Source organism: Parahoeflea alexandrii, from assembly GCF_027214025.1.
Classification (GTDB): Bacteria; Pseudomonadota; Alphaproteobacteria; order Rhizobiales; family Rhizobiaceae; genus Hoeflea; species Hoeflea alexandrii_A.
The window spans coordinates 313,783-337,904 of record NZ_JAPWHB010000002.1; the positions used below are offsets into that span (position 1 = coordinate 313,783).

25 protein-coding genes and 1 tRNA gene are annotated in these 24,122 nt (G+C 63.7%); 11 read left to right on the forward strand and 15 right to left on the reverse strand.

The features are described 5' to 3' along the window. Positions 1–62 precede the first annotated feature (62 nt). Positions 63–785: a gamma-glutamylcyclotransferase family protein gene (locus O4H62_RS07665; protein WP_269386763.1), complete on the reverse strand. Its 723-nt coding sequence runs from the start codon at positions 783–785 to the stop codon at positions 63–65. Between the two features lie 68 nt (positions 786–853). On the opposite strand from O4H62_RS07665, the gene O4H62_RS07670 reads away from it, so the two are divergent. Together O4H62_RS07670 and trxC are read left to right on the forward strand one after the other, a co-directional pair. Then, entirely contained in the window at positions 854–2,224 is a 1,371-nt protein-coding gene (locus O4H62_RS07670; RefSeq protein ID WP_269386764.1) for an aldehyde dehydrogenase, read from the forward strand. A gap of 136 nt (positions 2,225–2,360) precedes the next feature. Continuing rightward, complete coding sequence (gene trxC / locus O4H62_RS07675) at positions 2,361–2,801, forward strand: thioredoxin TrxC (protein ID WP_269386765.1); 441 nt, start codon at positions 2,361–2,363, stop codon at positions 2,799–2,801. Between the two features lie 170 nt (positions 2,802–2,971). On the opposite strand, the gene O4H62_RS07680 is transcribed toward trxC, so the two are convergent. Both O4H62_RS07680 and O4H62_RS07685 read right to left on the reverse strand, forming a co-directional pair. Continuing rightward, positions 2,972–4,321 (reverse strand): putative bifunctional diguanylate cyclase/phosphodiesterase, encoded by a 1,350-nt coding sequence (locus O4H62_RS07680; protein WP_269386767.1) that lies wholly within the window; start codon positions 4,319–4,321, stop codon positions 2,972–2,974. A gap of 227 nt (positions 4,322–4,548) precedes the next feature. Next, the gene (locus O4H62_RS07685; protein WP_269386768.1) at positions 4,549–5,280 is read right to left on the reverse strand and encodes a hypothetical protein; all 732 of its coding nucleotides are present in this window, start codon (positions 5,278–5,280) and stop codon (positions 4,549–4,551) included. A gap of 242 nt (positions 5,281–5,522) precedes the next feature. Between O4H62_RS07685 and O4H62_RS07690 the strand changes: the two genes are divergently transcribed. Then, positions 5,523–6,389 (forward strand): alpha/beta hydrolase family protein, encoded by an 867-nt coding sequence (locus tag O4H62_RS07690; RefSeq protein WP_430538410.1) that lies wholly within the window; start codon positions 5,523–5,525, stop codon positions 6,387–6,389. A 3-nt stretch (positions 6,390–6,392) separates the two neighbouring features. Here the strand turns inward: O4H62_RS07690 and gor are convergent, their stop codons facing one another. The 3 genes from gor to rpiA form a co-directional block, all read right to left on the reverse strand. Beyond that, a complete protein-coding gene (gene gor, locus O4H62_RS07695; protein ID WP_269386771.1) occupies positions 6,393–7,781 on the reverse strand; it encodes a glutathione-disulfide reductase in 1,389 nt (462 codons plus the stop codon). 210 nt (positions 7,782–7,991) lie between these two features. Further along, on the reverse strand, positions 7,992–8,525 hold the full coding sequence (locus O4H62_RS07700) for a DUF2059 domain-containing protein (RefSeq protein WP_269386772.1): 534 nt from the start codon (positions 8,523–8,525) through the stop codon (positions 7,992–7,994). A gap of 18 nt (positions 8,526–8,543) precedes the next feature. Next, a complete protein-coding gene (gene rpiA / locus O4H62_RS07705) occupies positions 8,544–9,242 on the reverse strand; it encodes a ribose-5-phosphate isomerase RpiA (RefSeq protein ID WP_269386773.1) in 699 nt (232 codons plus the stop codon). A 250-nt stretch (positions 9,243–9,492) separates the two neighbouring features. On the opposite strand from rpiA, the gene O4H62_RS07710 reads away from it, so the two are divergent. The 8 genes from O4H62_RS07710 (at position 9,493) to O4H62_RS07745 (ending at position 16,174) form a co-directional block, all read left to right on the forward strand. Next, positions 9,493–10,182 (forward strand): HAD family hydrolase, encoded by a 690-nt coding sequence (locus tag O4H62_RS07710; RefSeq protein ID WP_269386776.1) that lies wholly within the window; start codon positions 9,493–9,495, stop codon positions 10,180–10,182. 122 nt (positions 10,183–10,304) lie between these two features. Next, positions 10,305–10,379, forward strand: a tRNA-Val gene (locus O4H62_RS07715). Between the two features lie 396 nt (positions 10,380–10,775). Continuing rightward, positions 10,776–11,834: an ABC transporter substrate-binding protein gene (locus O4H62_RS07720; RefSeq protein WP_430538411.1), complete on the forward strand. Its 1,059-nt coding sequence runs from the start codon at positions 10,776–10,778 to the stop codon at positions 11,832–11,834. A gap of 74 nt (positions 11,835–11,908) precedes the next feature. Continuing rightward, positions 11,909–12,808, forward strand: coding sequence for an ABC transporter permease (locus O4H62_RS07725; RefSeq protein WP_269386779.1), 900 nt, complete (start codon positions 11,909–11,911; stop codon positions 12,806–12,808). Continuing rightward, positions 12,805–13,593, forward strand: coding sequence for an ABC transporter permease (locus O4H62_RS07730; protein ID WP_269386780.1), 789 nt, complete (start codon positions 12,805–12,807; stop codon positions 13,591–13,593). Before O4H62_RS07725 ends, O4H62_RS07730 begins: the two co-directional genes overlap by 4 nt. Then, a complete protein-coding gene (locus O4H62_RS07735; protein ID WP_269386782.1) occupies positions 13,593–14,660 on the forward strand; it encodes an ABC transporter ATP-binding protein in 1,068 nt (355 codons plus the stop codon). Before O4H62_RS07730 ends, O4H62_RS07735 begins: the two co-directional genes overlap by 1 nt. A gap of 240 nt (positions 14,661–14,900) precedes the next feature. After that, positions 14,901–15,839, forward strand: coding sequence for a DnaJ C-terminal domain-containing protein (locus O4H62_RS07740; RefSeq protein WP_269386784.1), 939 nt, complete (start codon positions 14,901–14,903; stop codon positions 15,837–15,839). Beyond that, complete coding sequence (locus O4H62_RS07745) at positions 15,836–16,174, forward strand: chaperone modulator CbpM (RefSeq protein ID WP_269386786.1); 339 nt, start codon at positions 15,836–15,838, stop codon at positions 16,172–16,174. Before O4H62_RS07740 ends, O4H62_RS07745 begins: the two co-directional genes overlap by 4 nt. Positions 16,175–16,231: 57 nt before the next feature. Here O4H62_RS07745 and O4H62_RS07750 read toward each other — a convergent pair whose 3' ends face one another. The 9 genes from O4H62_RS07750 to O4H62_RS07790 all read right to left on the reverse strand — a co-directional run bounded on the left by O4H62_RS07750 (position 16,232) and on the right by O4H62_RS07790 (position 24,039). Beyond that, the gene (locus O4H62_RS07750; protein ID WP_269386788.1) at positions 16,232–17,524 is read right to left on the reverse strand and encodes an ArgE/DapE family deacylase; all 1,293 of its coding nucleotides are present in this window, start codon (positions 17,522–17,524) and stop codon (positions 16,232–16,234) included. 11 nt (positions 17,525–17,535) lie between these two features. Further along, complete coding sequence (locus O4H62_RS07755) at positions 17,536–18,168, reverse strand: 3-oxoacid CoA-transferase subunit B (protein ID WP_269387556.1); 633 nt, start codon at positions 18,166–18,168, stop codon at positions 17,536–17,538. A gap of 1 nt (position 18,169) precedes the next feature. Continuing rightward, positions 18,170–18,862 carry a CoA transferase subunit A gene (locus O4H62_RS07760; RefSeq protein WP_269386789.1) on the reverse strand — a complete coding sequence of 231 codons (693 nt, stop codon included), beginning with the start codon at positions 18,860–18,862 and terminating at the stop codon, positions 18,170–18,172. Then, positions 18,862–20,271 (reverse strand): aspartate aminotransferase family protein, encoded by a 1,410-nt coding sequence (locus O4H62_RS07765; RefSeq protein ID WP_430538393.1) that lies wholly within the window; start codon positions 20,269–20,271, stop codon positions 18,862–18,864. Before O4H62_RS07765 ends, O4H62_RS07760 begins: the two co-directional genes overlap by 1 nt. Further along, positions 20,222–20,989, reverse strand: a complete 768-nt coding sequence (locus O4H62_RS07770) for an amino acid ABC transporter ATP-binding protein (protein WP_269386791.1) — start codon at positions 20,987–20,989, stop codon at positions 20,222–20,224. The genes O4H62_RS07765 and O4H62_RS07770 overlap by 50 nt, the downstream gene beginning before the upstream one ends. Positions 20,990–21,008: 19 nt before the next feature. Continuing rightward, positions 21,009–21,665 carry an amino acid ABC transporter permease gene (locus tag O4H62_RS07775; RefSeq protein ID WP_269386793.1) on the reverse strand — a complete coding sequence of 219 codons (657 nt, stop codon included), beginning with the start codon at positions 21,663–21,665 and terminating at the stop codon, positions 21,009–21,011. A gap of 30 nt (positions 21,666–21,695) precedes the next feature. After that, the gene (locus tag O4H62_RS07780) at positions 21,696–22,343 is read right to left on the reverse strand and encodes an amino acid ABC transporter permease (RefSeq protein ID WP_269386795.1); all 648 of its coding nucleotides are present in this window, start codon (positions 22,341–22,343) and stop codon (positions 21,696–21,698) included. Between the two features lie 46 nt (positions 22,344–22,389). Beyond that, complete coding sequence (locus O4H62_RS07785; RefSeq protein WP_269386796.1) at positions 22,390–23,181, reverse strand: creatininase family protein; 792 nt, start codon at positions 23,179–23,181, stop codon at positions 22,390–22,392. A gap of 81 nt (positions 23,182–23,262) precedes the next feature. Further along, a complete protein-coding gene (locus O4H62_RS07790) occupies positions 23,263–24,039 on the reverse strand; it encodes a transporter substrate-binding domain-containing protein (RefSeq protein WP_269386797.1) in 777 nt (258 codons plus the stop codon). Positions 24,040–24,122 lie beyond the last annotated feature (83 nt).

Consider the following 24,122-nt stretch of genomic DNA (forward strand, 5'->3'; position numbering starts at 1 on the left):
AAAGACCGATTTCACCGGGCTTATAGCGATCAATTAACCGGCTGCAAACCCGGCATTTCGAATCAGTTGCCGACAGGCGGCGTCCGCCGGCCAAGGGCCAGATCGAACAGCTCGGCTTCGCCCGGTGAGAGCGGTACCGCGCGCGGATAGAGCGGGCGGTCGCGGTCCTCGTGGATCGGCATGTGAAAGGCGCCGGTCTCGGCCACGAAACGGTGCAGGCCATCCTCTCCGAACTCGCGGTAAAAGCCCTGCATGACCGCATCGAGATAGGATCTGAGGATCGGCGACGGGCCGAGGGTCTCCGGATGCTCGGTGCGCGCCTCGTAGACGTGGAGCCTGATGGCCGGATCAAGCCCGGGTGCTGCGGCGGGGTTCTCGCCGAAGATCAGGTCCTCGAGCGCGATGTCACGCCGGTGGTAGCGGAATTCGCGCGCGTCGACGCCCGGCAGGTTCTCGGCGAGATCGATCACCAGCACGCCGTCGATCGAGGCCCCTTCTGAACGGTGCGCGGTGAGCAAGGACGGCGTCAGCCCTTCGGGCAGCATCACGCCCGGCGTTGGCCCCATGTCCGGGCGCGGCCGCCAGGTGCGGCCCCAGCCCTTGAGACGTGCGGGAAACACCGCCACGGCTTGCGACAGCAGGGTCGCGCGGTTGACCAGCGATCCGTAGCCGAAATAGCCGACAAGCGAGCCCGGATCGTGGGCCGAGAGCGCATCGGCGAACGCGTTGCCGCCGCGATCCGGACCTTTCTGCATCACCTCGGGCAATCGTTCAATCTTGGACATCGTGCTTGCGGCTTCCTACATGTTCAACCAGTACAAGGGACTTCGAACCGATCAGACCGGACCATATCATGACCGAGCCAACAGACAGCATCGCCAGCCTTCGCACGAGCTTCGACAGCGGCAAGACCCGGCCGGAGGAATGGCGGCGCGCCCAACTCGAACGCCTCAAGGCATTGGCCGAGGAGAACGAGGACGCCATCGCCGAGGCGCTGCATGCCGATCTCGGCAAGTCCCGCTTCGAGGCCCGCATGACCGAGACCGGCACCGTGCTTGCGGAGATTGGCCATACGAAGTCACACCTGAAGGCCTGGATGCAGCCGAAGAAGGTCTCGACACCGCTGTCGAACCAGCCGGGCCACAGCCGGATCGTCTATGAGCCGCTCGGCGTGGTGCTGATCATGGCGCCGTGGAACTACCCGGTCAACCTGGTGCTCACGCCATTGATCGGGGCCATCGCGGCGGGCAATTGCGCGGCGATCAAGCCGTCGGAAGTCTCCCCTCACACCTCGGCGCTGCTGGCACGGCTGATCCCGGCCTATCTCGATCCGGACGCGTTCAAGGTGTTCGAAGGTGGCGCGGACGTGTCGACCGCTTTGCTCGAGGAACGCTTCGACCACATCTTCTTCACCGGCAGCGAGCAGATCGGCAGGATCGTCATGACCGCAGCCGCCAAGCACCTGACCCCGGTGACGCTGGAACTCGGCGGCAAGAGCCCCTGCATCGTCCACGGGGACTGTGATCTCGCGACCGCCGCCCGGCGGGTGGCCTGGGGCAAGTTTCTCAATGCCGGCCAGACCTGCATCGCGCCCGATTACGTGCTGGTGCACGAGAGCGTGGCCGACGCTTTCATCGAGAAGCTCGGAACCTCGATCCGGAAATTCTTCGGCAAGGACGCGAAAGGCAGCCCGGATTATCCGCGGATCATCAGCGAGCGCCATTTCGACCGTGTCGCCGGGCTGATCGAGGGCGGCAAGATCGCCATCGGCGGCGAGAGCGACCGGACGGAGAAATACATTGCACCCACCGTGCTTACGGAAGTCGACCCGGAGGCAGCAGTGATGCGCGAGGAAATCTTCGGCCCGGTTCTGCCGGTCATTAGCTACCGCACGATCGACGACGCGATCCGGTTCGTCACCTCCCGCCCCAAGCCGCTCGCACTCTATCTGTTTACCAAGTCGGCCGAAATCCAACAGCAAGTGATCGGGCGCACCAGTTCAGGCGGCGCCTGCATCAATGACGTGGTGATGCACCTTGCGGTCCCGGAACTGCCTTTCGGTGGCGTAGGCCCGAGCGGCATGGGCGCCTATCACGGCCGTGCCTCCTTCGACACGTTCAGCCATGCCAGAGCCGTGCTGACCAAGAGCGAGCATCTCGACGTGCCGTTGCGCTATCCGCCATTCTCCGGCTGGAAGCTGAAGGCACTCAAATGGCTGCAGTAGCCCCCTCGCCGCCTCGAACCTTTCGGACAGCCTCGGGCTTGACGCACGTCAATGCCACCGGGTCTGCCGGCTGTATCTATTGGTCCACGGACAAATCCTGCGCACCCGGACGCATCGCGCATAAAATGAGCAAACCATGACAGACCCGATCCATATCTCCTGCCCCGCCTGCCAGGCCAAGAACCGGATCCCGGCGGCAAAGCTTTCCGCAAGCCCGACTTGCGGCGTCTGCAAGGCGCAGCTGTTGCCCGAAGCGCCATTCGACATCAGCGAGGCGCAACTCAACAAGCACCTGAAGAACGACGAACTGCCGCTGCTGGTCGATTTCTGGGCGCCCTGGTGCGGGCCGTGCCGGATGATGGCGCCACAGTTCGCCGAAGCCGCCAGGCAGATGTCACCGAAAGTGCGCTTCGCCAAGCTCGACACCGAGCAGCACCAGGCCGTCGGCAACCGCTTCCAGATCCGCGGCATCCCGCTGATCATCCTGTTTGAAAATGGCCGCGAGATCGCCCGCCAGGCCGGCGCCATGGACACGCGCTCCATTGTCGGTTGGGTGAGCCAGCACCTGAAGGGCTAGTACCGCTTGCCGGTCGCATGGTCGCACTGCTGCCCGAACAGGACCGGTGGCGGCATATCGCATGGCGGATGGGGGTGTTTGCCTGCGGGCCTTGATTCAATCTCTCAACGCCATGAATCGAATTGCCCGGACCTGTCCACAAGCCACTGAATTGGCGCAACAAACCGGCGTCAGTCGCCGGTGGTCAGCGCCTTGTCTCCGGCCCGGCTCTCGAAATCCGCCAGTGGCACAGGTCTGCCATAGAGGTAGCCCTGAAACTTGGCGCAGCCGAAACCTGCCATCAGCGCATGTTGCTCGCGTGTCTCGACCCCTTCCGCGATCACCTCGAGACCGAGATCTTGCGCCATCGCGACGACATTGCCGACGAGCGACGCGCTTGCCTGGCCGCTCGTTGCATCCTGCACGAAACTGCGGTCGATCTTGACCATCTGGATCGGCAGCCTGCGGAGGTATGACAGCGAGGAGTAACCGGTCCCGAAATCGTCGAGCGCAATGGTCATTCCCATCTCGTGGAGTTCCCGCAGCCTTTCGATGACTTGTTCGACTTCGCTGACCAGGATGCTTTCTGTCAGCTCCAGGGTCAGTTTCTGCGGCTTTGCACCGGTTGTGATCAGGGTTTCGCGCACCTGTTCGACAAAACCCTTGTCCATGAGCTGGTCAGCACTGACATTCACCGACAGCGTGAGATGGCGAAGCCCGGGGATGCTGTCCCATGCCGCCAAGGTGGAGCAGCCTTTTTCCAGGACCCAGTTGCCGATGGGTATCATCAGACCGAGGGACTCCGCTTCCGGAATGAACTCTGCCGGAGAGACCAGCCCGCGTTTCGGGCTGTTCCATCGCAGCAACGCTTCCGCACCGATCACCATGCCGTCGCCATCGACCTGCGGCTGGTAGACGAGATGGAATTCGCCGTTCCAGAGCGCGGCCATCAGTTCGCGACTCGTTCTGTCCTTGCGGTTGAATTCTGCCTGCATCACGTAGATGCAGCCCGCAAGCATGGAGGTGGCGACGAAGGAGTTGAACCAGGTTCCGCCCAGGCGCAGCCAGTCAGGCATCTCGATAAGGGCATGGGATGAAAGTGAAGCGCTCGACAGCACGATGAATGCCAGCAGACAGAAGCCGATCAGGGACAACTGAACTCGCGACCCGTCGCGCTGGTAGTTGAGATAGCCGAGCGCGGCAACGACGAGCAGGTAGATGTGGGTGACGCGAGGGCCATTGACCGAGGGCGGATCGATCAGCAAAGCCATGATGAGGCAAATCGCGATGATGGCCACCTGCGCCAGGAGCAACCCGAAAGTCAGATGTCCGATGCGGATCAACCAATAGATCGAAAGCCCGCAGGCGATGATCGCGAAGTCCAGCGCCACCACCCACCACCAGCCGACAAGAGAGAAGACCACGGCCCACACAGCGCCGAGAGCGGCCAAGACCAGCGACCCGTAACGATAGGCAAGAATCATCCTATCCGAGTAATGATTGACAAGGGCCGACGAACGCTGCGTAACTGCTTTTGGCATTGTATTTCCGGTCGCCTTCTCGTCTCTCGGAATTGTAGTATACAAGATTTGTTAAGATCGGATGCTGTGAAAAACCCATAATGTTGCAGTCCACGACCGAAAATCCATCGAATAGACTGTCGCGCAAGATCTCCGGCTCATCGAAGGATCTGTTGACATCACGTCATTGCTTCCAGCGATGGCCGGACCGAATCTGCCTGCCAGAAAATCTGGCATAGAGATATGATCTAAAAAGACACTTCCGGATCGCGATCCGCACCGGCGGGTACCGGCCAGTCGACCGCACTTTCCGGCGGGCCGAAATCCCGGTCGGCGCCCGCCGCCCGCAAGGCCGCCTCGAAGATCTCGCAATTGCGGGCGATCTCCTCGCCGATCATTTTGGCGTCGCCGTTGACGATGTCGCGGGCGGCGGCGTAGTCGAGCGTGTCGCCGGAGCAGAAGTCCGCGAGCTTGCGGGGCCGGAACCAGCCCTCGATCATGCCGGAAAAGGCCACGTGGGCGGAGACCACCGGATCGAGGATCAGGTCGTAATTATCGCCGAGCCCGACCGACACCCCGAAGCGTCGCCTGAGCCCCTCCTCCGCACCGAGATAGTTGCGCCGGTGGGTGAGCTGGATGTCGCCGCCGCCGACCGGGTGGCGGCCGGTCTCGTCGGGCAGCCAGTAGGGCTGCTTCACCCATTTGAGCCGGCCGGCGTCATAGGCCTTCTGCAGCCGCTCGGCCGAGGTCGCCCGGTCCGGCGCAAACGCCTCGAGCACCGGCTCCATCCGCCCGCCGGTCTCGCGAAAGATCTGCCCCAGCGCCGCCGCAAGGAAGGTCAGCGGATACTCGGCGGCATACCATCTGGCCCAGACGTCGAGCTTGACCGACAGCCCTGCCCGCTGCGCGGCGGTCATCCCGTCGGGGAACAGGCGCGGATCGGTTTCGGTGAGGTGGGTGAAGAAGGCGGCGCGGTTCATGGCGCGACGATGAACACTTCGCGGGCAATGCTCAAGGGGGTGCCTGGGCTCCAGAAGGAACGCTTTGCCGTCCGGCCGAAGCCGGCAGGAAACCGGACCGGTGGAAGACCATCAGCAATGACGTCACAGGTAATTGACGTAAACGTAAACGTTAGACAGACTGCCGCCTGCGCCACAGGAGGTCTTGCGCCATGCCGTCCCGATCCAGTCCGTCAGCCGCTGCCGTTCAGCCCGCAGCGGCCATGGAAGCTTCCGCTAGCGTCGAAACCATCCGGTTTACGGCGGAAGACAGTCATCCGCTCGAAGGCACGCTCACGACAGGCACCGGCGACGGGCCACTGGCGCTGATCTCGTCCGCCACCGCGGTCAAGCGTGGCTTCTACCAGAAATTCGCCGAAAGCCTTGTTACCGACCACGGCTTCCGCGCGGCGCTGACCTATGACTATCGCGGCACCGGAGGCTCGGTGAGCAGAAGCGTCAACCCGCGCCAAATCTCGATGGCCGACTGGGGGATAAAGGATTTCCCCGCGAGCCTCGCCCGGCTCGAAAGCGTTGCACCGGGTCATCCGGTTGTCGGCGTCGGCCAGTCCTATGGCGGTCAGGCGCTGGGACTGGGCAATGTCTCCGAGCGCTTCGAGCGTTACCTGATGGTGGCGACGATCTCTGGCTACTGGCGCAACTTGGGCGGCGGGCTGAAACTCTACGCCCTGATGAACTGTGTCGCCAACCCGGTCGCCTCGGTCGTGGGCCGGGTCCCATCCGGCATGGGGCTCGGCGCCGGCCTGCCCGGCGGCGTCTTCGCCGACTGGACCAGATGGTGCCGCAAACCGGACTACTTCTTCTCCGAGCCGCGCTTTGACGCCAAATCCCTGTTCGCCTCGGTGAAAACACCGATCCTGGCGGTCGGGGCGACCGACGACCCGTGGGGAACGCCTGAGGCGCGCGACGCCATCATGCGCCACTTCGTCAACGCGCCGGTGGAAACCAGATGGCTTGACCCGGATACCGCCGGCGGGCCGATCGGTCACCTGGATTTCTTCCGCTCGCGCTTCCGCGAGACGCTGTGGCCGGAACCGGTCGCCTGGCTGAAGGGCGAGGAGCGGGTCTGACGGCTACACCCGTTCGCCGCCCTTCACCCGGTAGCTCGGCTTGTACATCGTCACCAGTTCCTCCGATGCCGAGGGGTGCAGCGCCATGGTGCGGTCGAAATCGTCCTTCGTGCAGCCGGCCTTCAGCACGATGCCGAGGATCTGCGCCATTTCGCCGGCCTCGTGGCCGAGAATGTGGACGCCGAGCACCTTGCGGTCTGCCGCGTTGACGACGATCTTCATGATCATCTTCTCGGCCCGGCCGGACAGCGTCGCCTTCATCGGCCGGAACTCGGCCCGGTAGATTTCCAGCTCGTCGTATTTTGTGGACGCCTCGTCCTCGGACAGGCCGACCGTGCCGATCTCGGGCTGCGAGAACACCGCCGTGGCGATCAGTTCGTGGTCCGGCGAGGTCGGACGGTCGTGATAAAGCGTGTCGATCAGGCACATCGCCTCGTGGATCGCCACCGGGGTCAGCTGCACCCGGTCGGTGACATCGCCGACCGCATAGATGCATTCGACATTGGTCCGCGAATACTGGTCGACAAGGATCTCGCCCTTGTGGCCGGTTTTCACGCCCGCCGCCTCGAGCCCCAGCCCCTCGGTGTTCGGATCACGGCCGAGCGCCAGCATCACCTGGTCGGCGACAAGCGCCTTGCCGGCCGAGGTATGCGCCAAGAGCCGGCCGTCCGGACCGCGCTCGATCTTCTCGAACACCTCGTGGCAGAGAATGCGGATGCCCTTTTCCTCCATCGCCGCATGCAGTCCGCGGCGCATGTCCTGGTCGAACCGCGACAGGATCTCCTTGCCACGGTAGATCAGCGTGGTGTCGACGCCGAGCCCATGGAAGATATTGGCGAATTCGACGGCAATGTAGCCGCCGCCGGCGATCAGGATCGCCTTGGGCAACTCCTCGAGGTGAAACACCTCGTTGGAACTGATGCACAGCTCGTGGCCGGGCAGCGCCGCATGCGGATTGGCGCGCCCGCCAACGGCGATGAGAATCCGTTCCGCCGTGACCGTCTGTCCCGTCGCCTTGATCAGCACCGAGTTGGGACCGGTGAGCTCGGCGCGCGAGGCGATGATCTCGGCGCCCGCGTTTTCCAGCCCGCGCCGGTAGAGCCCTTCAAGCCGGTCGATCTCGCGGTCCTTGTTGGCGATCAGCGTCTTCCAGTCGAACGAGGTCTCGCCGACGCTCCAGCCGAAGCCGTGGCTGTCCTCGAAATGCTCGGAAAACTGCGAGGCGTAGACGAACAGCTTCTTGGGCACGCAGCCGCGGATGACGCAGGTGCCGCCGAAGCGGTATTCCTCGGCAATCGCCACCTTCTTGCCGAGCCCCGCCGCAAGCCGTGCCGCCCGGACACCGCCAGAACCGCCGCCGATGACAAACAGGTCGAAATCGAAGTCGCTCATGTGCGGAGTTCCTTTTATGTGTTCTGTCTTGAGGCAGGCGCCCCCCGGGAAACAACGGCGAGGCAATGCCGCCTTGCGTGCTGCCTATTTAGCCAACTGGGGTCAAAATAAAAGCCCGGAGGTTCCCCCCGGGCTCTCGTTTGTCCGTATCAACACGACAATGTGATGGCTGGCATCACCGCGAGCGGGCGATGCGACGGCCGCAAATTCTCAGTTGCCGCCGTCGAGCTTCGGGCGCTCGCCCACCTTCGCCTCGATCGCCTTGTTGACGTTGTCGGCCAGATCGCGGGCAACGCCGGAAGACCAGATATCGGCCGACTTGATCAGCTCGCGCGTCACCAGCGGACCGGTTTCGATCAGCTTCTTGCCTGGCTCGGAAGAGTAGAATTCGGCGATCGCGACAAGCTCTTCCTTGCTGAAGGCCTTGGCGTAGATCTGGGCGGCTTCCTTTTCGAGATCCGCACGGCGCGGCACGATCTTCAGCGCCTCCTCGTCGACGGTTTCGCTGATGACCTGCTGAAGATCGGCATTGGCCCGAATCAGGTTGATCTTGAGCTGCTCGGCAGCACCCGGAATGATGCCGTCGAACTGGTCGGTGGAGCCGAGGGCTGAAATCGCTGTACGCGCGGCGGCAAGGTGATCCTCGCCGACTTCCTGCGCAACGGCCGAATGACCCGCAACGGCGAGGCTCGAGATCACAATGATGCCTGCGCCGAAACGCTTGAGACCGGTGAGGATAGTCATGTTCGGTTTCACTCCTGTTTAATCCTTCGCGAACAACGTCCGCGCCCCGCTTTGCGAAGCGATGATCGCGGCATCCGCCATATTGAGAAACAATCCGTGCTCGACCACGCCGGGGATGGCAACGAGCCCGTTTGCGAGCGCTTCTGCATCCGGAATGCGGCCAAAAGATGCATCAAGGATGAAATGGCCGCCATCGGTGAGATATGGGCCGTCCTTGTCGGGCCGCTGGACGATCTCGCCGGTCAGGCCGAGCCGGGATGCGAGCCGCTCGACCGCAATACGGGTCGCCGTCATGCCGAAGGGCGCGATCTCGACCGGCAGCGGAAACCGCCCGAGCGTGTCGACCAGCTTGGTCTCGTCGGCAATGACGATCATCCTGGCCGAGGCAGAGGCGACGATCTTCTCGCGCAGCAGCGCTCCGCCGCCGCCCTTGATCAGACCGAGCGAGCCATCGACCTCGTCGGCGCCGTCGATGGTCAGGTCGAGTTCCGGCAGGTCGTCGAGAGAAAAGAGCGGTACCCCGAGCTCGACGCAGAGCCGTGCGGTGCGTTCGGATGTCGGAACCCCCTGCACACTAAAGCCTTCAGCGACTTTTTCGGCCAGCAGGCGGACAAATTCGTCCGCGGTCGAACCGGTTCCGATACCGAGCCGCATTCCGTCCTCGACATGTTCGAGTGCTGCCTGCGCTGCTGCGATCTTGAGTTGCCGGGCGTCCATGCCAGTCTGCCATTGTTGTTGATGCTGGACCGCCTGTTAGCATGGAAGCCCGGCAAGGCAAAGCCCGTGATGCCTGCTCAGGCCGGTGGCCCGGCGGCCAGGGCCGCAATCTGCGGAGAAAGCCCCGTTTTCCGGAAAAATTGGCGATCCTGGCGCGGCAAGCCGCCGATTGCGCCGTTGCTGCTTGACTGTTAAGTCAGCGTCGCGCCGCCCGTCCGGCGCCACCCGTCCCCTTCCTCCCGGAGCACCCATGACATCCTCCCTGGTTATCTTCGACCTTGACGGCACGCTGATCCACACCGCGCCCGACCTGATGGCGAGTCTCAACCACGTGCTGGGTCTCAACGGCCTCGCTCCTGTCACATTCGACGACATGACCTGGCTTGTCGGCCAGGGCGCCAAGGCGATGATCGAAAAGGCCTGGGCACATCATGGCCACCCCTCCTCGCCCGAGCAGCTGGAAAACGCCTTCGATGCGTTCCTGGTCCATTACGCCGCCGAGATGCCCGGCAAGTCGGAACCCTATCCCGGCCTGATCGACGCGCTTGACCGGCTCGAGGCGGACGGCATGAAGCTTGCCGTCTGCACCAACAAGACCGAAGCGCTGGCCCGCCGCCTGCTCGACAGCCTCGGCCTTACCGCACGCTTCGCCGCCATCACCGGCGGAGACACGTTCCCCGTGAAGAAGCCGCATGGCGATCATATTCTCGGCACCATCGACATGGCCGGCGCGAAGGCGGACAATGCGGTGATGATCGGCGACAGCGTCAATGACATCCTGGCGGCGCAGAATGCCTCGGTGCCGGCAATCGCCGTTCCCTTCGGCTATTCCGACAAGCCGGTCGCAAGCTTCAACCCTGATATCATCATCGGGCATTTCGACGAGCTCGATGCGAAGATGGTGCGTGAGCTGATCGCGCAGCGCGGCAGGACTGGCTGAGCCAGCCCGCCGGAGCTTGGCAAAAAAGCCGCCCCGCCCGCCGATCTCCCGCTTGACCTTTGCCGGGCGGACCGCTTATACCGCCGCTCAACCGATCGCACCGCAGCTTGCGGGCCGGCGACGGGCGCGTAGCTCAGCGGGAGAGCACTGCATTCACACTGCAGGGGTCACAGGTTCAATCCCTGTCGCGCCCACCATTTTCCAACAACGACACCAACGACCCGCCTGTCGCCTCATGCCGGGATCGTATCCTTCGGCCAGCGCCGCCCTGCCTCCTCGTGGCGCGGCGAACCGGTTCTGACGGTACGTCTTCCAACCGGTTTTCCACCGCTTGCGCTGAACTTGAGCCGGCTAACGTGTTGTCTATTGCGGAAAGCCCCAAAATGCGATTGGATTGCCGTCGGGGGCATGTCGGATCGCGACTGTCATCCTACCGTCATCGACGGTGCTTAGGTGCTGACGTCCCGGTGACAAATCACCCGAGGCCGCCTCGTGCGGATAATAATCAATCCGCTTCGGCGGAAACAGGAGCGTTCGAAATGTCGAGACTTCAAAAGCTTGGCGTGGTGCTTGCCACCACCACGGCCTTCACAATGAATTTTGCTGGCGCGGCCTTCAGCCAGAACATGGACGAGCTCGTCGCAGCCGCCAAGGCCGAAGGCATGCTCACCACCATCGCGCTGCCGCACAGCTGGTGCGGCTACGGCGACGTCATCGCCGGTTTCAAGGCGAAGTACCCCGAAATCACGGTCAATGAACTCAACCCCGACGCCGGCTCCGCCGACGAACTCGAAGCGATCCGCGCCAACAAGGACAACACCGGTCCGCAGGCGCCGGATGTCATCGACGTCGGTCTCGCCTACGGTCCGGCTTCGAAGTCCGAAGGCCTGGTCCAGCCTTACAAGGTCTCGACCTGGGATTCGATTCCCGATGGCGCAAAGGATGCCGAAGGCTACTGGTACGGCGACTATTACGGCGTGATGTCCTTCCTCGTGAACAAGGATCTTGTCGCCAATACGCCGATGGACTGGGCCGACCTTCTGAAGCCGGAATATGCCGGACAGGTTGCGCTCGCCGGTGATCCGCGCGCATCCAACCAGGCGATCCTGGCCACTCTCGCCGCTGGTCTGGCAAACGGCGGCGCCGCAGGCAAGGAAGCCGGCGAAAAGGGCCTCGAGTTCTTCGCCGAACTCAACAAGGCCGGCAACTTCGTCCCCGTGATCGGCAAGGCCGGTACGCTGGCACAGGGTGCAACCCCGATCGTCGCCATGTGGGACTACAATGCACTCGCCGCCAAGGACACTCTCGCCGGCAACCCGCCGGTCGAGGTCGTGGTTCCGGCTTCGGGCGTTCTCGCCGGTGTGTACGTGCAGGCGATCAGCGCCTACGCACCGCACCCGAACGCCGCCAAGCTGTGGATGGAATACCTCTATTCCGACGAAGGTCAGCTCGGTTGGCTCAAGGGCTATTGCCACCCGATCCGCTTCAACGACATGGTTGCCCGCGGCGTTGTCCCGCAGGATCTGCTCGATGCCCTGCCGCCGGCTGAAGGCTATGCAAAGGCCTACTTCCCGACGCTTGACGAAGTCAACGCCAACAAGGAAGCCGTTGTTGCCGGATGGGATGCCGTCGTCGGCGCCAACGTTCAGTAACCTGACCACCTGAACAACCGCCCCGCGGCAGCCCGCGGGGCGGATCCTGTTTCCGCTTTACCGAACATGGCCTGATGACCGCGCAGCCCTCCCCCGACATCAAAACGCACAGGCCGGTTCCCTTGAGCGGCAGACTGCCGCTCCACTGGCTGGGACTTGTTCCCTTCGCCCTGTTTGTGGTGCTGTTCCTGCTGGCTCCGACCATGTACATCGTAGTGGGCGCGTTCCGCACCATCGATGGCGCCTTCACATTCGACAACGTGATCGGCCTCAACACCGCATCGATCCGCTCCGCCTACTGGATTTCGATCAAGATCTCACTGGCCTCGGCCTCGCTTGGCTGCCTTATCGGCTTCTGCATGGCCGCCGCGATGACGCTCGGCGGCCTGCCCAAGGTCATCCGCGGCCCGCTGCTGACCTTTTCCGGCGTCGCTTCCAATTTCGCCGGCGTACCCCTGGCCTTCGCCTTTCTCGCTACGCTGGGGCCCATCGGCCTGGTGACGGTGTTTCTCAAGACACAACTCGGCATCGACCTGCGTCTGCTCGGGTTCAACATCCTGAGCTTCTGGGGCCTGACGATCACCTATCTGTTCTTCCAGATCCCGCTGATGATCCTGATCATCACCCCGGCGCTTGACGGGTTGAAGCGGGAATGGCGCGAAGCCGCCGAGATCCTCGGCGCCAGCGGCCCGCAATACTGGCGCATGGTCGCCTTCCCGATCCTGTTTCCGGCGATCCTCGGCACCATGGCGCTGCTGTTTGCCAACTCCTTCGGCGCCGTCGCAACCGCCATCGCTCTCACCGGCTCGTCGCTCAACATCGTCCCGATCCTGCTGTTTGCGCAGATCCGCGGCGACGTGCTGGGCGATCCGCATCTGGGCTATGCACTGGCCTTCGGCATGATCGTCGTCACCGGCATCGCCAACACCATCTACATCGTGCTCAGGGCCCGCTCCGAGAGGTGGCAGAAATGAAGCGCATAGCCGCCTGGGCCGCACTCGCGTTCGGCACGCTCTACTTCCTGCTGCCGCTGATGGGTATGACCGAGTTCTCGCTGAAAATGCGGCGCGGCGTCTATTCGCTCGACGCCTATGCGCGGGTGCTGGCCGATCCGAAATTCCAGGAGACCTTCAGCTACTCGGTGATCATGGCAGTGTTCACCATCCTGTTCGGCATTCTCCTGGTGGTGCCGACCGCCTACTGGGTGCGGCTAAAGCTGCCGCGCGCGCGGCCTTATGTCGAGTTCGTCACCCTGCTGCCGCTGGTCATCCCCGCGATCGTCGTGGTGTTCGGCTATATCAGGCTCTACAACACCTCGAGCTGGCTGCCGCTGACCGGCACTGTGACGGGCACCAACATTCTTCTGATGTTCGGCTACGCCACCCTGTCGCTGCCCTACATGTACCGCGCCGTCGACACCGGACTTCGCACCATCGACGTGACCACCCTGACCGAAGCGGCGCAATCGCTCGGCGCCGGCTGGGTGACGATCCTGGGCCGGCTGATCCTGCCCAATGTGCTTGTGGCGGTTCTGTCGGGCGCCTTCGTCACGCTCGCCATCGTCATTGGCGAGTTTACCATGGCGGCGCTGCTCAACCGTCCCGCCTTCGGACCTTACATGCAGCTGCTCGGCGCCAACCGGGCCTACGAGCCGGCCGCACTCGCGGTGATCGCCTTCGGCATCACCTGGGGCTGCATGGGACTGATCCAGCTTGTCGCGCGGCTCGCGCCCAAACCAGCAATACCGGTGAAAGACTGATGACCGAAGCCCCCTATCTCTCCATCAACGGCATCTCCAAGTCGTTCGGCCCCATGCAGGTGGTGCGCAATGCCGACATCGAGGTCGGACGCGGCGAATTTGTCTCGTTTCTCGGGCCCTCGGGCTGCGGCAAGACCACGATCCTCAGGATGGTTGCGGGCTTCGAGACGCCGAGCACCGGCTCGATCAGCATCGATGGCCGCGACATCACCTATCTCAAGCCGAGCCAGCGCAATATCGGCATGGTGTTCCAGTCCTACGCGCTGTTCCCGAACCTGACGGTGGCCGGCAACATCGGCTTCGGCCTCAGGGTTGCGGGCGTGAACCGGGCCGACATCGACCAGCGGGTCAAAGAAATGCTGGCGCTGATCGGGCTGCCGCAACTGGCTGACCGTTTCCCCTGGCAGCTGTCGGGCGGACAGCAGCAGCGCGTGGCGCTGGCCCGGGCGATCGCGCCCCGTCCCTCGGTGCTGCTTCTCGACGAACCGCTGTCGGCGCTCGACGCCAAGATCCGCGTCTCGTTGCGCGAGGAAATCCGCGCCATCCAGCAGGAACTCGGCATCACCACGATCTTCGTCACCCATGACCAGGAAGAGGCGCTGTCGATGTCGGACCGGGTGATGGTCATGTACCAGGGCCGGATCGAGCAGATCGGCACCCCCGCCGAGATTTACAATCAACCGAGGACGTCCTTCGTCGCAGCCTTCGTCGGCACCTTGAGCCAGCTCGACGCGACCGTGACCGATTTGGGCCGCGGCGAAGCGAAAGTCGGATCCGCCGCGATCTCCGGCCTGACGCTGCCCGACTCGGTCAAGCCGGGAGACGCCATCCGCCTGGCGATCCGGCCCGAATCGATCCGGCGCGAACACCGCGACGGCGACCAGACGCTGGAAGCCCGCATCGAATCGGTCAATTTCCTCGGCGCCGTCATCCGCATCAAGCTCACGATCGGCGACGTTGCGCTGTCACTCGACACGTTCAACGACCCGACCCGGCCGTCGCCGGTCAACGGCCAGACGATCAAGGTCCATTTCGCGCCGGAAGCCGTTCTCGCGCTCACCGATTGAGATCGTTCGCCGCGCGGCGATCTGAGCATCAGCCCTGACCATCGCGTCGCCAGCCGCACGCAGAGCGGACACGCGGCTTGATCAAGCTCAATGCGCTCCCGCACCGGGCGGTGCTAGAAAAGCCTTGAATCCACATTAAATAATGCTGGTCATGCTGACTTGGAGCCCTGAACACATCAGGTGTCGAAAAACGGCATGAGTGCGGCGAAATGACGGATGGCCAATGCTGGAGCGAACCGAATGAAGAACCCATACGAGGCCCTCGGGCTGAAACAAGGCGCAAGCGATCAGGAGATCAAGCTTGCCTTCAAGAAGCTCGCCAAGAAATACCACCCCGACCTGCATCCCGACGACAAGCAGGCCGAGGCGAAGTTCAAGGACATTTCAGCCGCGCATGAATTTCTCAAGGACAAGGACCGCAAGCGGCGCTTCGACGCCGGCGAGATCGATGCGTCGGGCGCCGAGACGTACCAGCAGCAATACTATCGCGACCACGCCGGCCCGCAGTCCTCGGGCTTCCACGCCGGCCAGGACGGTTTTGCCAGCAATGAGGATCTCGAGGAGTTCCTCGCCCGCGCCTTTGGCGGCATGGGCGGGGGCATGGGAAGCGGCCGCGGCCGCGGTCAGGCCGGAATGAAAGCGCCCGGCCAGGACGTGAGCTACACCTTGCGCGTTTCCTTCCTCGACGCCGCCAGGGGCGGCGTGAACACTTTGCAGCTGCCTGACGGCAAAACCCTGAAGGTGACGATCCCCGAGGGCGCCGAGGACCGCCAGACGCTGCGGCTCAAGGGCCAGGGGATGCCCGGCTATGGCGGCGGCCCCGCCGGCGATGCCTATATCGAACTGCACATCGAGCCGGACGCGCATTTCTCCCGCAAGGACGACAACATCCATCTTGAGGTCCCGGTGACGCTGAAGGAGGCAGTGCTCGGCGCAAAAATCGAGGTGCCGACGCTGACCGGCCATGTCAGCCTCACGGTGCCCAAGGGCTCCAACACCGGCACCAAGCTCAGGCTCAAGGACCGCGGCATCAAGAACCGCAAGACCGGGGTGAGAGGCCATCTCTACATCAGCCTCAAGGTGGTGCTGCCCGAGGGCGACGAGCCGGAGTTGACGGCGTTCCTTGAAGGCTGGACGCCCAGGCAAGCCCAAAATCCCCGCAAGGAGATGCTGTCATGAAAAACCTGGAAGAGGTGATTGCGCTCATCCCCGAACTCCATCGCGACGAACTTGACCGGTGGATGCGCGATGCTCTGGTCGAAGCCGCCGAGGAGGCGGGAACCGCGATCTTCAGCGAAACCCAGGTCGCCCGGGTCCGGCTGATCTGCACCCTGCGCTACGACATGGACGTCGAGGAAGAGACCCTGCCGGTGGTTCTCGACCTGCTCGACCAGCTGCACGACACAAGGCAGCGGCTGCACACGCTGAGCCAGGCGGTGCTGGCGCAGGACGAAGAGGTCAGGGCAGCCGTTCTCGAGGTGCTGGCGCAAGCCCGGCGGCCGGGCGGCAGATAATCGCAAATGGAGACGCCGCCGATCCGGCCGGAGCGGCGAAACGCCCAAGGGAATGGGTCAGATCTTCTCCAGCCCGCACCAGCTGGCGATGAACAGCGCGGTCGCCTGCGTCACCCGGCGAACAGATTCGAGATCGACCCGCTCGTTGAAGCCATGGATGGCTTCGGCCTTCGGGCCGTAGACCAGCGCCGGAATGCCGGCATAGAGCCCGAAAAACCGCGCGTCGGTGGTCGCGGTAATCGCGAGCTTGTCGAGGCTCGCGCCTGTGACCGTATGGTGTGCCGCTTCGAGCGCAGAGATCGCCCGGGAGGCATCCTCGGAGCCGTCCTCCGACAGCGCGTAACCTTCGGCATGGAAGCCGTGATAGACGATTTCCGGCGCGTTCTTGGCGAGGAACGGGTGGGATTTGGCGGCTTCCGCCAGCACCGCCTCGATCTCGCGCTTGGCCTCGTCGAGCTTCTGGCCCGGAAACAGCCCCATGCGCACGTCGAAAACGCACCAGGCCGGCACCGAACTGGTCCAGTCGCCACCCTGGATCTTGCCGATGTTGAGATTGAGCGCGTGGTTGTGCCCGGCATAGGCGCCGTGACGGCGGCCGGGCTCGTTCCAGCGGTGCTCCATTTCGTGCAGCGCCTGTATCAGCGGGATCGCCGCCTCGATGGCGTTCGAGCCACTGCCGGCATAGGCGACATGCACCGGGATGCCCTTGAGATGCACCTGGAACCACAAGACGCCGAGCTGCGCGGTGACCAGCTTCTCCTCGAACGGCTCGGGGATCAGCGCCGCATCGGCCTTGTAGCCACGCTGCAGACAGGCGAGCGCGCCGTTGCCGGTGCACTCCTCCTCGACCACCGACTGGATGAACACGTCACCCGCCGGCGCGAAGCCCAAGTGCCTGAGCGCGTCGAGCGCGAACAGGTTCGACGCCAGCCCCGCCTTCATGTCGCCGGCGCCGCGGCCATACATCCAGCCGCCCTCGACGCGTGGTTCGTAGGGTGGCGTCTCCCACATGTCGAGCGGGCCTTCCGGCACCACGTCAATGTGGCCGTTGAGGATCAGGCTCTTGCCGTTGCCGCCGCGGGTCCGGTGGGTGCCGACGACGTTGACCGCATACTGGTAATTGCCGATCACCGGCGAAAATCCCGGCAGATGGGAAATGTCGGCGACATCTATGGTCCAGCGGTCGACCTCGTAGCCGCGTTCGCCGAGTTCGCGCGCCATGAAATCCTGCGCCGACTGCTCATTGCCGCGGGTCGACGGGTGTGAGGTCAGTTCAGCGAGAAACTCGATCTCGCGGTCGAACACGGCATCGACGGCCTTGAGGATCTCTGTCTCGTTGTCGGGAGTCATGTGTCTCGCTCCTAGAATGTCGGCATCGGTCCGTCGGCGACCACGAGCGGTGCACCGGTGGCCTCGCGCACCTCGGCGAGGGTTATACCCTCGGCCAGTTCGACAAGATGCAACCCGTCGGGATGCACGTCGCAGACCGCCATGTCGGTGTAGATGCGGTGAACGCAGCCGACGGCGGTCAGCGGCAGGGTGCAGCGCTCGAGGATCTTCGGATTGCCGTGCTTGTCGGTGTGGGTGGTCAGAACCCCGACCCGGCGCGCCTTCTGCGCCAGTTCGATGGCGCCGCCAACGCCTGCCGCGAACTTGCCCGGAATGATCCAGTTGGCAAGATCGCCATTGGCCGCCACTTCGAAGGCGCCGAGCAGGGTGAGATCGAGCCGCCCTCCCCTGACAAGCGCGAATGACACCGCGCTGTCGAAGAACGATCCGCCGGGCGCACAGGTGATGTAGCCGCCGCCGGCATCAATCAGGTTGCGGTTGGCGTGGCCGGGCGCTGCCAGCCCGCCGACCCCGGCGATCCCGTTTTCCGAATGCAGGCACACCGGGCAATCGGCGGGGACGAAATTCATCACCTGCGTCGGCAGGCCGATGCCGAGATTGACGGTCATACCGGGCGTGATGTCGCGCGCCGCGCGGGCGAGCATTCTATCTTTTGACGACACCGTAGACCTCCGGAAGTTCGGCAAGCGCCACCAGGTGATCGACAAACGGCGCCGGCGTGTGCACCGCATCCGGACCGATGTCGCCGATGGGCAGGACGGTCTCGGCCTCGGCGATGGTGCATTCCGCCGCCATCGCCATCAGCGGATTGAAATTGCGCGCGGTCGCCTCGTAGACGAGATTGCCGCCCGCATCGGCGCGGGCGGCATGCACCAGCGCGAAATCGGCCTCGATCGCCGGTTCGAAAAGGTAGGTCGCCCCGTCGATCTCGAGCCTCTGCTTGCCTTCGGCCAGCAGGGTGCCCATGCCGATGTCGGAGACAAAGCCTTTCAGGCCGGCACCGGCAATGCGGATGCGCTCGGCGAGAATGCCCTGGGCGACGAATTCCACCTCGATCTCGCCGGCGTTCATCATCCTGATGGCGTTGCCGTTCAGTCCAACATGGCTGGTGATCAGCCGCTTGACCATGCCGGCGCTCAGCAGCCAGTCGACCCCCATTCCCGGCTCGTTGGCATCGTTCTTGATGATGGTGAGGTTCTTGGGCCCGCGCCGGACCAGCTCCTCGATCAGGCAGAACGGGGTGCCCGGCACGCCGAAGCCGCCGATCATGACGCGGGCGCCGTCGCCGATCAGGGCGATGGCTTCCGTCAGCCCCGCGGATTTGTCGAGTGCGGGCATTACAAGTTCACCGGCAGGTTCATCTCGCCGGCCATCGCATCGAGGCACTCGATCAGCGTGGCGATGATCTCGCCGACCTGCGCGGCAGTGATGATCAGCGGCGGGCAGACGAGGAAATGGTCGCCCTCGTGCCCGCCGCGGGTCCGCCGCGAATAGATGATCAGGCCGCGCTCGTAGGCGAGATCGACCAGACGGTTGTAGGCGTTGAGGCCTTTGGGCAGCGGCGTCATCGTCTCCCGGTCGGAGACAAGCTCGAAGGCCAAGAGCAGCCCCTTGCCGCGTACGTCGCCGATGAAGGGATAGCGGTCCATCAGCTTGGTCAATTCCGCCTTCAAGAGGTCGCCCATGTCGCGGGCGTTGTCGACCAGTTTCAGCCGGTCCATTTCTTCCAGAACCGCGCAACCGGCGGCGCAGGCAAGCGGATTGCCGGCATAGGTGAAGCCGTGCATGAAGCCGCCGGCGTCGAGCACATGATCGACGATCTCGTTCTGCGCCACCATGGCGCCGAGCGGGGCGTAGCCCGCCGCAAAGCCCTTCGACAGCGCCACGATATCGGGGATCACGCCCCAGTGCTCGGAGGCCACGAATCTGCCGGTGCGGCCTGCCCCGGTCATCACCTCGTCGTAGATCAACAGGATGCCGAACTCGTCGCAGATCTCGCGGATGCGGCCGTAATAGCTGTCGGGCGCCACCAACGCGCCGGTGGAGGCGCCGCCGACCGGCTCCATGATGAAGGCGAGAACGGTTTCAGGCCCCTGGGCGATGATCTCGTCGCGCAGCATGTCGGCGTACTTCAGGCCACGATCGTGGTCGGAGAGATTGTCACGGTCGAGATAGCACAGCGGTGCGGCGATCTTGGGCATCGGCCTGAGCATCGGCTCGAACGGCTTGGTCAGCGGGTCGTAGCCGGTGAGCGCCACGGCGCCGAGCGTGCCGCCGTGATAGGAAGGAAACCGCGAGATCACCTTCCAGCGGCTGTCCTGCCCGATCGCCAGCGCATACTGCCGCGCAAGCTTGATGGTGCTTTCCACCGCCTCCGAGCCACCGGAAACGAAGAACACCCGGTCGAGCCCCTCGGGCATCCGCTCGGCGGTCATCCGCGCCAGCTTCTCCGCCGCCTCGTTCTGGAAATGCAGCCGGTAGCCGAAGGTGGCCTTGTCCATCTGCTTTTTCATCGCCGCAAGCACATTGGGGTTGGAATGGCCGATATTGGACACCATCGCGCCGCTCGATCCGTCGAGGTAGCGCTTTCCCGTGGTGTCATAGAGATAGATGCCCTCCGACCGGTCGAGCATCGGCCGGGTGAGACGGGACTGGTAGAAGAGGTTCGACTTCAGATCGGCGCCGCTGGTCTTCACGTTAATGCTGTCCTTTGAGGTGTTTGCGGAGGAAATTCTTGGTTCGTTCATTGGAGGGATTCCGGAAGATCACCTCCGGCGGGCCTTCCTCGACGACCACGCCCTGGTCCATGAACAGAACCCGGTCGCAGACGTCCTGGGCAAAGCCCATCTCGTGGGTGACGATGATCATGGTCATGTGCTCTTCGGCGAGCTGCTTCATCACCAGGTTGACCTCCTCGACCAGTTCCGGGTCGAGCGCGGATGTGGCCTCGTCGAAAAGCATCACCTTGGGCTTCATGGCGAGAGCCCGGGCGATCGCCACGCGCTGCTTCTGCCCGCCCGAAAGCTGCGACGGGTAGTAGTCGATCCGGTCGAGAAGCCCGACCTTGTTCAACTGCTCGACGGCCAGCTGGTCGGCTTCGGCCTTGGAAATGCCCTTGAGCATCTTCGGCGCCAGAGTGATGTTGTCGCGAACCGTCAGGTGCGGAAACAGGTTGAAGTGCTGGAACACCATGCCGATGTTCTGCCGCACCGAATTGATATGCGTCTCGTACTGGCGCGGCGGCAGGGCCTTGTTGACCTGGATGTCGTCGAGCCAGACCTCGCCCGAGCTCAGCGGATCGAGATCGTTGATGGCGCGCAGAAGCGTCGACTTGCCCGAGCCGCTCGGCCCGATGATGGCGACGATCCGGCCCTTCTGCACCTGAAGGCTGATGTCTTTCAGCACTTCCAGCGGGCCGTAACTCTTGGCCGCGTGGCGGATGTCGATGATCGGTCTGTCGCTCATGCGTGTCTCCCTTCAGGCCCTAGCGGGCAAGCTGGATGCGGCGCTCGATGCGACGCAATCCGGCCTCGAGGCCAAGGTTGATGACGTAGTAGCAGGCAGCCGCCGCCACGTAGAATTCGAACGGCCGGAAGGTGCGCGAAATCGCCATTTGCGACGAGAGCGTCAGCTCGGCCACGCCGATCACGGAGACCAGCGCGGAATCCTTCAGAAGCGCGATCATGTTGTTGCCGATCGGCGGCACCACAGAGCGCACCGCCTGCGGCACGACCACCTTTCGAAGCGTCTGGATCCGGCTCAGCCCCAGCGTGCGCGCGCCCTCGTACTGGCCCTTGTCCACCGCCAGGATGCCGGCCTGGATGATGTCGGAATTGTAGACCGCGAAATGTAAGCCCAGCCCGATGACGCCGGCAACGAAGGCCGGCAGGTCGATGCCGATCTGGATCAGGCCGAAATAGATCAGGAACAGCTGCAAAAGCAGCGGCGTGCCCATGAACAGCCAGGCAAACAGCCGGAATGGGTAGCGGATCACCAGCGGCGCATAGAGCGCGATGACGGCAAACACGATGCCGCCGAAGAAACTCAGCACGGCCGCGCTCAGTGTGATCGCGATGGTCCAGAGCGCCCCCGAAAACAGCGCCCCGGCAAAGGCCGGCACGACCGAAAAATCAAGACCCATGACGGCCTCCGGATGTCTGCGGGAGCGCCGTCATTTGAGCGCCACCCGCCGGTCGAGCCAGGACACGCCCAGGCCTGTCACATAGATGATCACCATGTAGATCGAGCCGGCCAGCAGGAACATCTCGAACGGCTTGTAGGTCGAGCCGATGTAGCGCTGCGCGGTGTAGGTCAGCTCCACCACCGAGATCGCGGCGACCAGCGCCGTGCCCTTGATCAGCGCGTTGATGTTGACGCCGAGCGGCCGGATCATCAGCCTGAGCGCCTGCGGCAGGATCACCGAGCGGAAGGTCTCGAACCGGCTCAGCCCCAGCGTCCGCGCCGCCTCGTTCTGCCCCCGGTCGACCGAGATGATCGCGCCGCGCATGGTTTCGGTCATGTAGGCGCCGATGTTGAAGCCGAGCGCCAGCACACCTGCTTCGAACGCCTCGAGCTGGATGCCGATCTGCGGGCCGCCGAAATAGAGGATGAACACCTGGATCAGCGCCGGCGTGCCGCGGATGACGCTGACATAGGTTGCCCCGGTGAACCGCAGCGCCGGCGAGCGCGACAGCCGCGCTGCCGCTCCCAGGGCGCCGCAGACCAGGCCCATGGCGCAGGACAGCACCGACAGCTGGATGGTGACCCAGGCCGCCTGCAGGAAGAACGGGAAGACGCGAAGCATCAGGTCAGTGTCCACGGCGTCCCCCTTCCCCTTTCAAGTGCTGGTCGTCAGTTGCGAGTGATCAGTGATGGTCTTTGCGCGGCAGCAGCGGCAGCGCGCGGATTTCCTTGACCAGTTCGACGGTGGCGTTGACCGCCGCTTCGAGGAACTTCTTGCCGTTCTCCGCCGTTGCCACAGTCGGGTCACCCATCGTGCCGTCTTCGGAGACAGAGGACCACCAGCGCATCAGCATCGCCTTGCCGCCGCCCCCGGCGAGATCGAGATTGAAGAACTTGCTGCCGGGATTGTGGGCGATCTGCTTGGTCGCCTTGCTCAGGTCCACCAGATCGGGATGCAGGTACATGTACATCGCCGCCTCGAACTCTCCGGCATGCGCGATCCCGCCGATCTCCGACTTGCGGATGGCGTTGATCTCCTTGGCGCACAGGTTCCAGTAGGAGGCCGAGACGCAAAGCACCTCGGACTGGATCACCGTCTTGCGCGCGGCGAGATCGAGAACCGGATGGTTCGAGCCATGCGAATTCAGAAGCAGGATGCGGCGGAAGCCATGATGGGCGAGCGACTTGGTGATGTCGGTGATGAACGAGATCAGCGTTTCGGGCTCGATCCAGATGACGCCCGGGAAATCCTTGTGGTGCTCGTTGAAGCCGTAGGGAATGGGCGGCATCACCAGGATGTCTTCCGGCGCCAGTTTCGCGGCCCCTTCGGCCACCGCCATGCCGAGCACCGTGTCGGTGTCGAGCGGCATGTGCGAGCCGTGGTCCTCGGTGGCCGAGACCGAGAGGATGACCACCCGGTCCTTGTCCGCCTCGCGGACTTCATCGATGGTGAGCTGACCGTAGCTGGTCTTCATGGCAATTCGTTCCTGATTGGATCCCGCGGGCGGTTGTGTACCCCGCGCCCAGGCAATCCGGGCGCGGGAACATGGTAGAGCTTAGCGAATGTCGCCGCCAACCCACTTGTTGGCGATTTCGACATAGGTCCCGTCGGCCTGGATGGCATCGAGCGCCTTCTGCATCTCGGCCTTGAGTTCCGGGTTGCCCTGGCGGATGGCGATGCCGGCGCCGACGGAATCTGTCTCGAGATCGTCGATTGCGACCAGGTCGCGCCCGCTTTCCTTGGCGGCAAGGATCACTGCGACGGAATCGGCGATGATGGCGTCAACGCGACCGTTTTCGAGTTCCAGCAGCAGCTCCGGCAGACCCTTGTAGGTCTTGACGGTGTAGCCCTGTTCCCGCGCCCACTGCTCATGGGTCTCGCCGAGCGTCACGCCGACGGTGACATCGCCCAGCTGCTTGACGCTGGTGATCGGCGAACCGGCCTTGGTGAAGATCGCCCGCTTGGTCGTGTAGTAGGGACCGACGAAATCGACCACCTTCGAGCGCTCCTCGGTGATCGACATCGAGCCAACGATGGCATCGTACTTGTTGGCCAGAAGCCCGCCGATGATGCCGTCCCAGGCGGTGGTGACGATTTCGGCTTCAAGCCCCATGCGCTTGGCGATCTCCGTGCCGATGGCAGCGTCGAAGCCCACCACTTCGTTCTGCTCGTTGACGAAGTTGAAGGGAGGATAGGCGCCGCTCATGGCAATGCGCATGACACCCTTTTCCTTGAGTGTCGCAAGCTCGTCCGCGGCAACCGTGCCGGCAGACATGAAGGCAATGGTTCCCGCAGTGAGCACGGTCCCTATGATCTTGGCAAAAGCGTTCATATCGCTCCCCTGTTGGTCGATGAATTGCCGGACTGCCCTGCTGCGCGCCCGAAAACCGCGTGTGCTGCATCAGCCCTGAACAA

Bases quoted from the DNA above. Each gene is read 5' to 3' on its own strand.
- O4H62_RS07665 (WP_269386763.1), bottom strand. From the start codon at position 785: ATGTCCAAGATTGAACGATTGCCCGAGGTGATGCAGAAAGGTCCGGAT.
- O4H62_RS07670 (WP_269386764.1), top strand. From the start codon at position 854: ATGACCGAGCCAACAGACAGCATCGCCAGCCTTCGCACGAGCTTCGAC.
- trxC (WP_269386765.1), top strand. From the start codon at position 2,361: ATGACAGACCCGATCCATATCTCCTGCCCCGCCTGCCAGGCCAAGAAC.
- O4H62_RS07680 (WP_269386767.1), bottom strand. From the start codon at position 4,321: ATGCCAAAAGCAGTTACGCAGCGTTCGTCGGCCCTTGTCAATCATTAC.
- O4H62_RS07685 (WP_269386768.1), bottom strand. From the start codon at position 5,280: ATGAACCGCGCCGCCTTCTTCACCCACCTCACCGAAACCGATCCGCGC.
- O4H62_RS07690 (WP_430538410.1), top strand. From the start codon at position 5,523: ATGGAAGCTTCCGCTAGCGTCGAAACCATCCGGTTTACGGCGGAAGAC.
- gor (WP_269386771.1), bottom strand. From the start codon at position 7,781: ATGAGCGACTTCGATTTCGACCTGTTTGTCATCGGCGGCGGTTCTGGC.
- O4H62_RS07700 (WP_269386772.1), bottom strand. From the start codon at position 8,525: ATGACTATCCTCACCGGTCTCAAGCGTTTCGGCGCAGGCATCATTGTG.
- rpiA (WP_269386773.1), bottom strand. From the start codon at position 9,242: ATGGACGCCCGGCAACTCAAGATCGCAGCAGCGCAGGCAGCACTCGAA.
- O4H62_RS07710 (WP_269386776.1), top strand. From the start codon at position 9,493: ATGACATCCTCCCTGGTTATCTTCGACCTTGACGGCACGCTGATCCAC.
- O4H62_RS07720 (WP_430538411.1), top strand. From the start codon at position 10,776: ATGAATTTTGCTGGCGCGGCCTTCAGCCAGAACATGGACGAGCTCGTC.
- O4H62_RS07725 (WP_269386779.1), top strand. From the start codon at position 11,909: ATGACCGCGCAGCCCTCCCCCGACATCAAAACGCACAGGCCGGTTCCC.
- O4H62_RS07730 (WP_269386780.1), top strand. From the start codon at position 12,805: ATGAAGCGCATAGCCGCCTGGGCCGCACTCGCGTTCGGCACGCTCTAC.
- O4H62_RS07735 (WP_269386782.1), top strand. From the start codon at position 13,593: ATGACCGAAGCCCCCTATCTCTCCATCAACGGCATCTCCAAGTCGTTC.
- O4H62_RS07740 (WP_269386784.1), top strand. From the start codon at position 14,901: ATGAAGAACCCATACGAGGCCCTCGGGCTGAAACAAGGCGCAAGCGAT.
- O4H62_RS07745 (WP_269386786.1), top strand. From the start codon at position 15,836: ATGAAAAACCTGGAAGAGGTGATTGCGCTCATCCCCGAACTCCATCGC.
- O4H62_RS07750 (WP_269386788.1), bottom strand. From the start codon at position 17,524: ATGACTCCCGACAACGAGACAGAGATCCTCAAGGCCGTCGATGCCGTG.
- O4H62_RS07755 (WP_269387556.1), bottom strand. From the start codon at position 18,168: ATGCTCGCCCGCGCGGCGCGCGACATCACGCCCGGTATGACCGTCAAT.
- O4H62_RS07760 (WP_269386789.1), bottom strand. From the start codon at position 18,862: ATGCCCGCACTCGACAAATCCGCGGGGCTGACGGAAGCCATCGCCCTG.
- O4H62_RS07765 (WP_430538393.1), bottom strand. From the start codon at position 20,271: ATGAACGAACCAAGAATTTCCTCCGCAAACACCTCAAAGGACAGCATT.
- O4H62_RS07770 (WP_269386791.1), bottom strand. From the start codon at position 20,989: ATGAGCGACAGACCGATCATCGACATCCGCCACGCGGCCAAGAGTTAC.
- O4H62_RS07775 (WP_269386793.1), bottom strand. From the start codon at position 21,665: ATGGGTCTTGATTTTTCGGTCGTGCCGGCCTTTGCCGGGGCGCTGTTT.
- O4H62_RS07785 (WP_269386796.1), bottom strand. From the start codon at position 23,181: ATGAAGACCAGCTACGGTCAGCTCACCATCGATGAAGTCCGCGAGGCG.
- O4H62_RS07790 (WP_269386797.1), bottom strand. From the start codon at position 24,039: ATGAACGCTTTTGCCAAGATCATAGGGACCGTGCTCACTGCGGGAACC.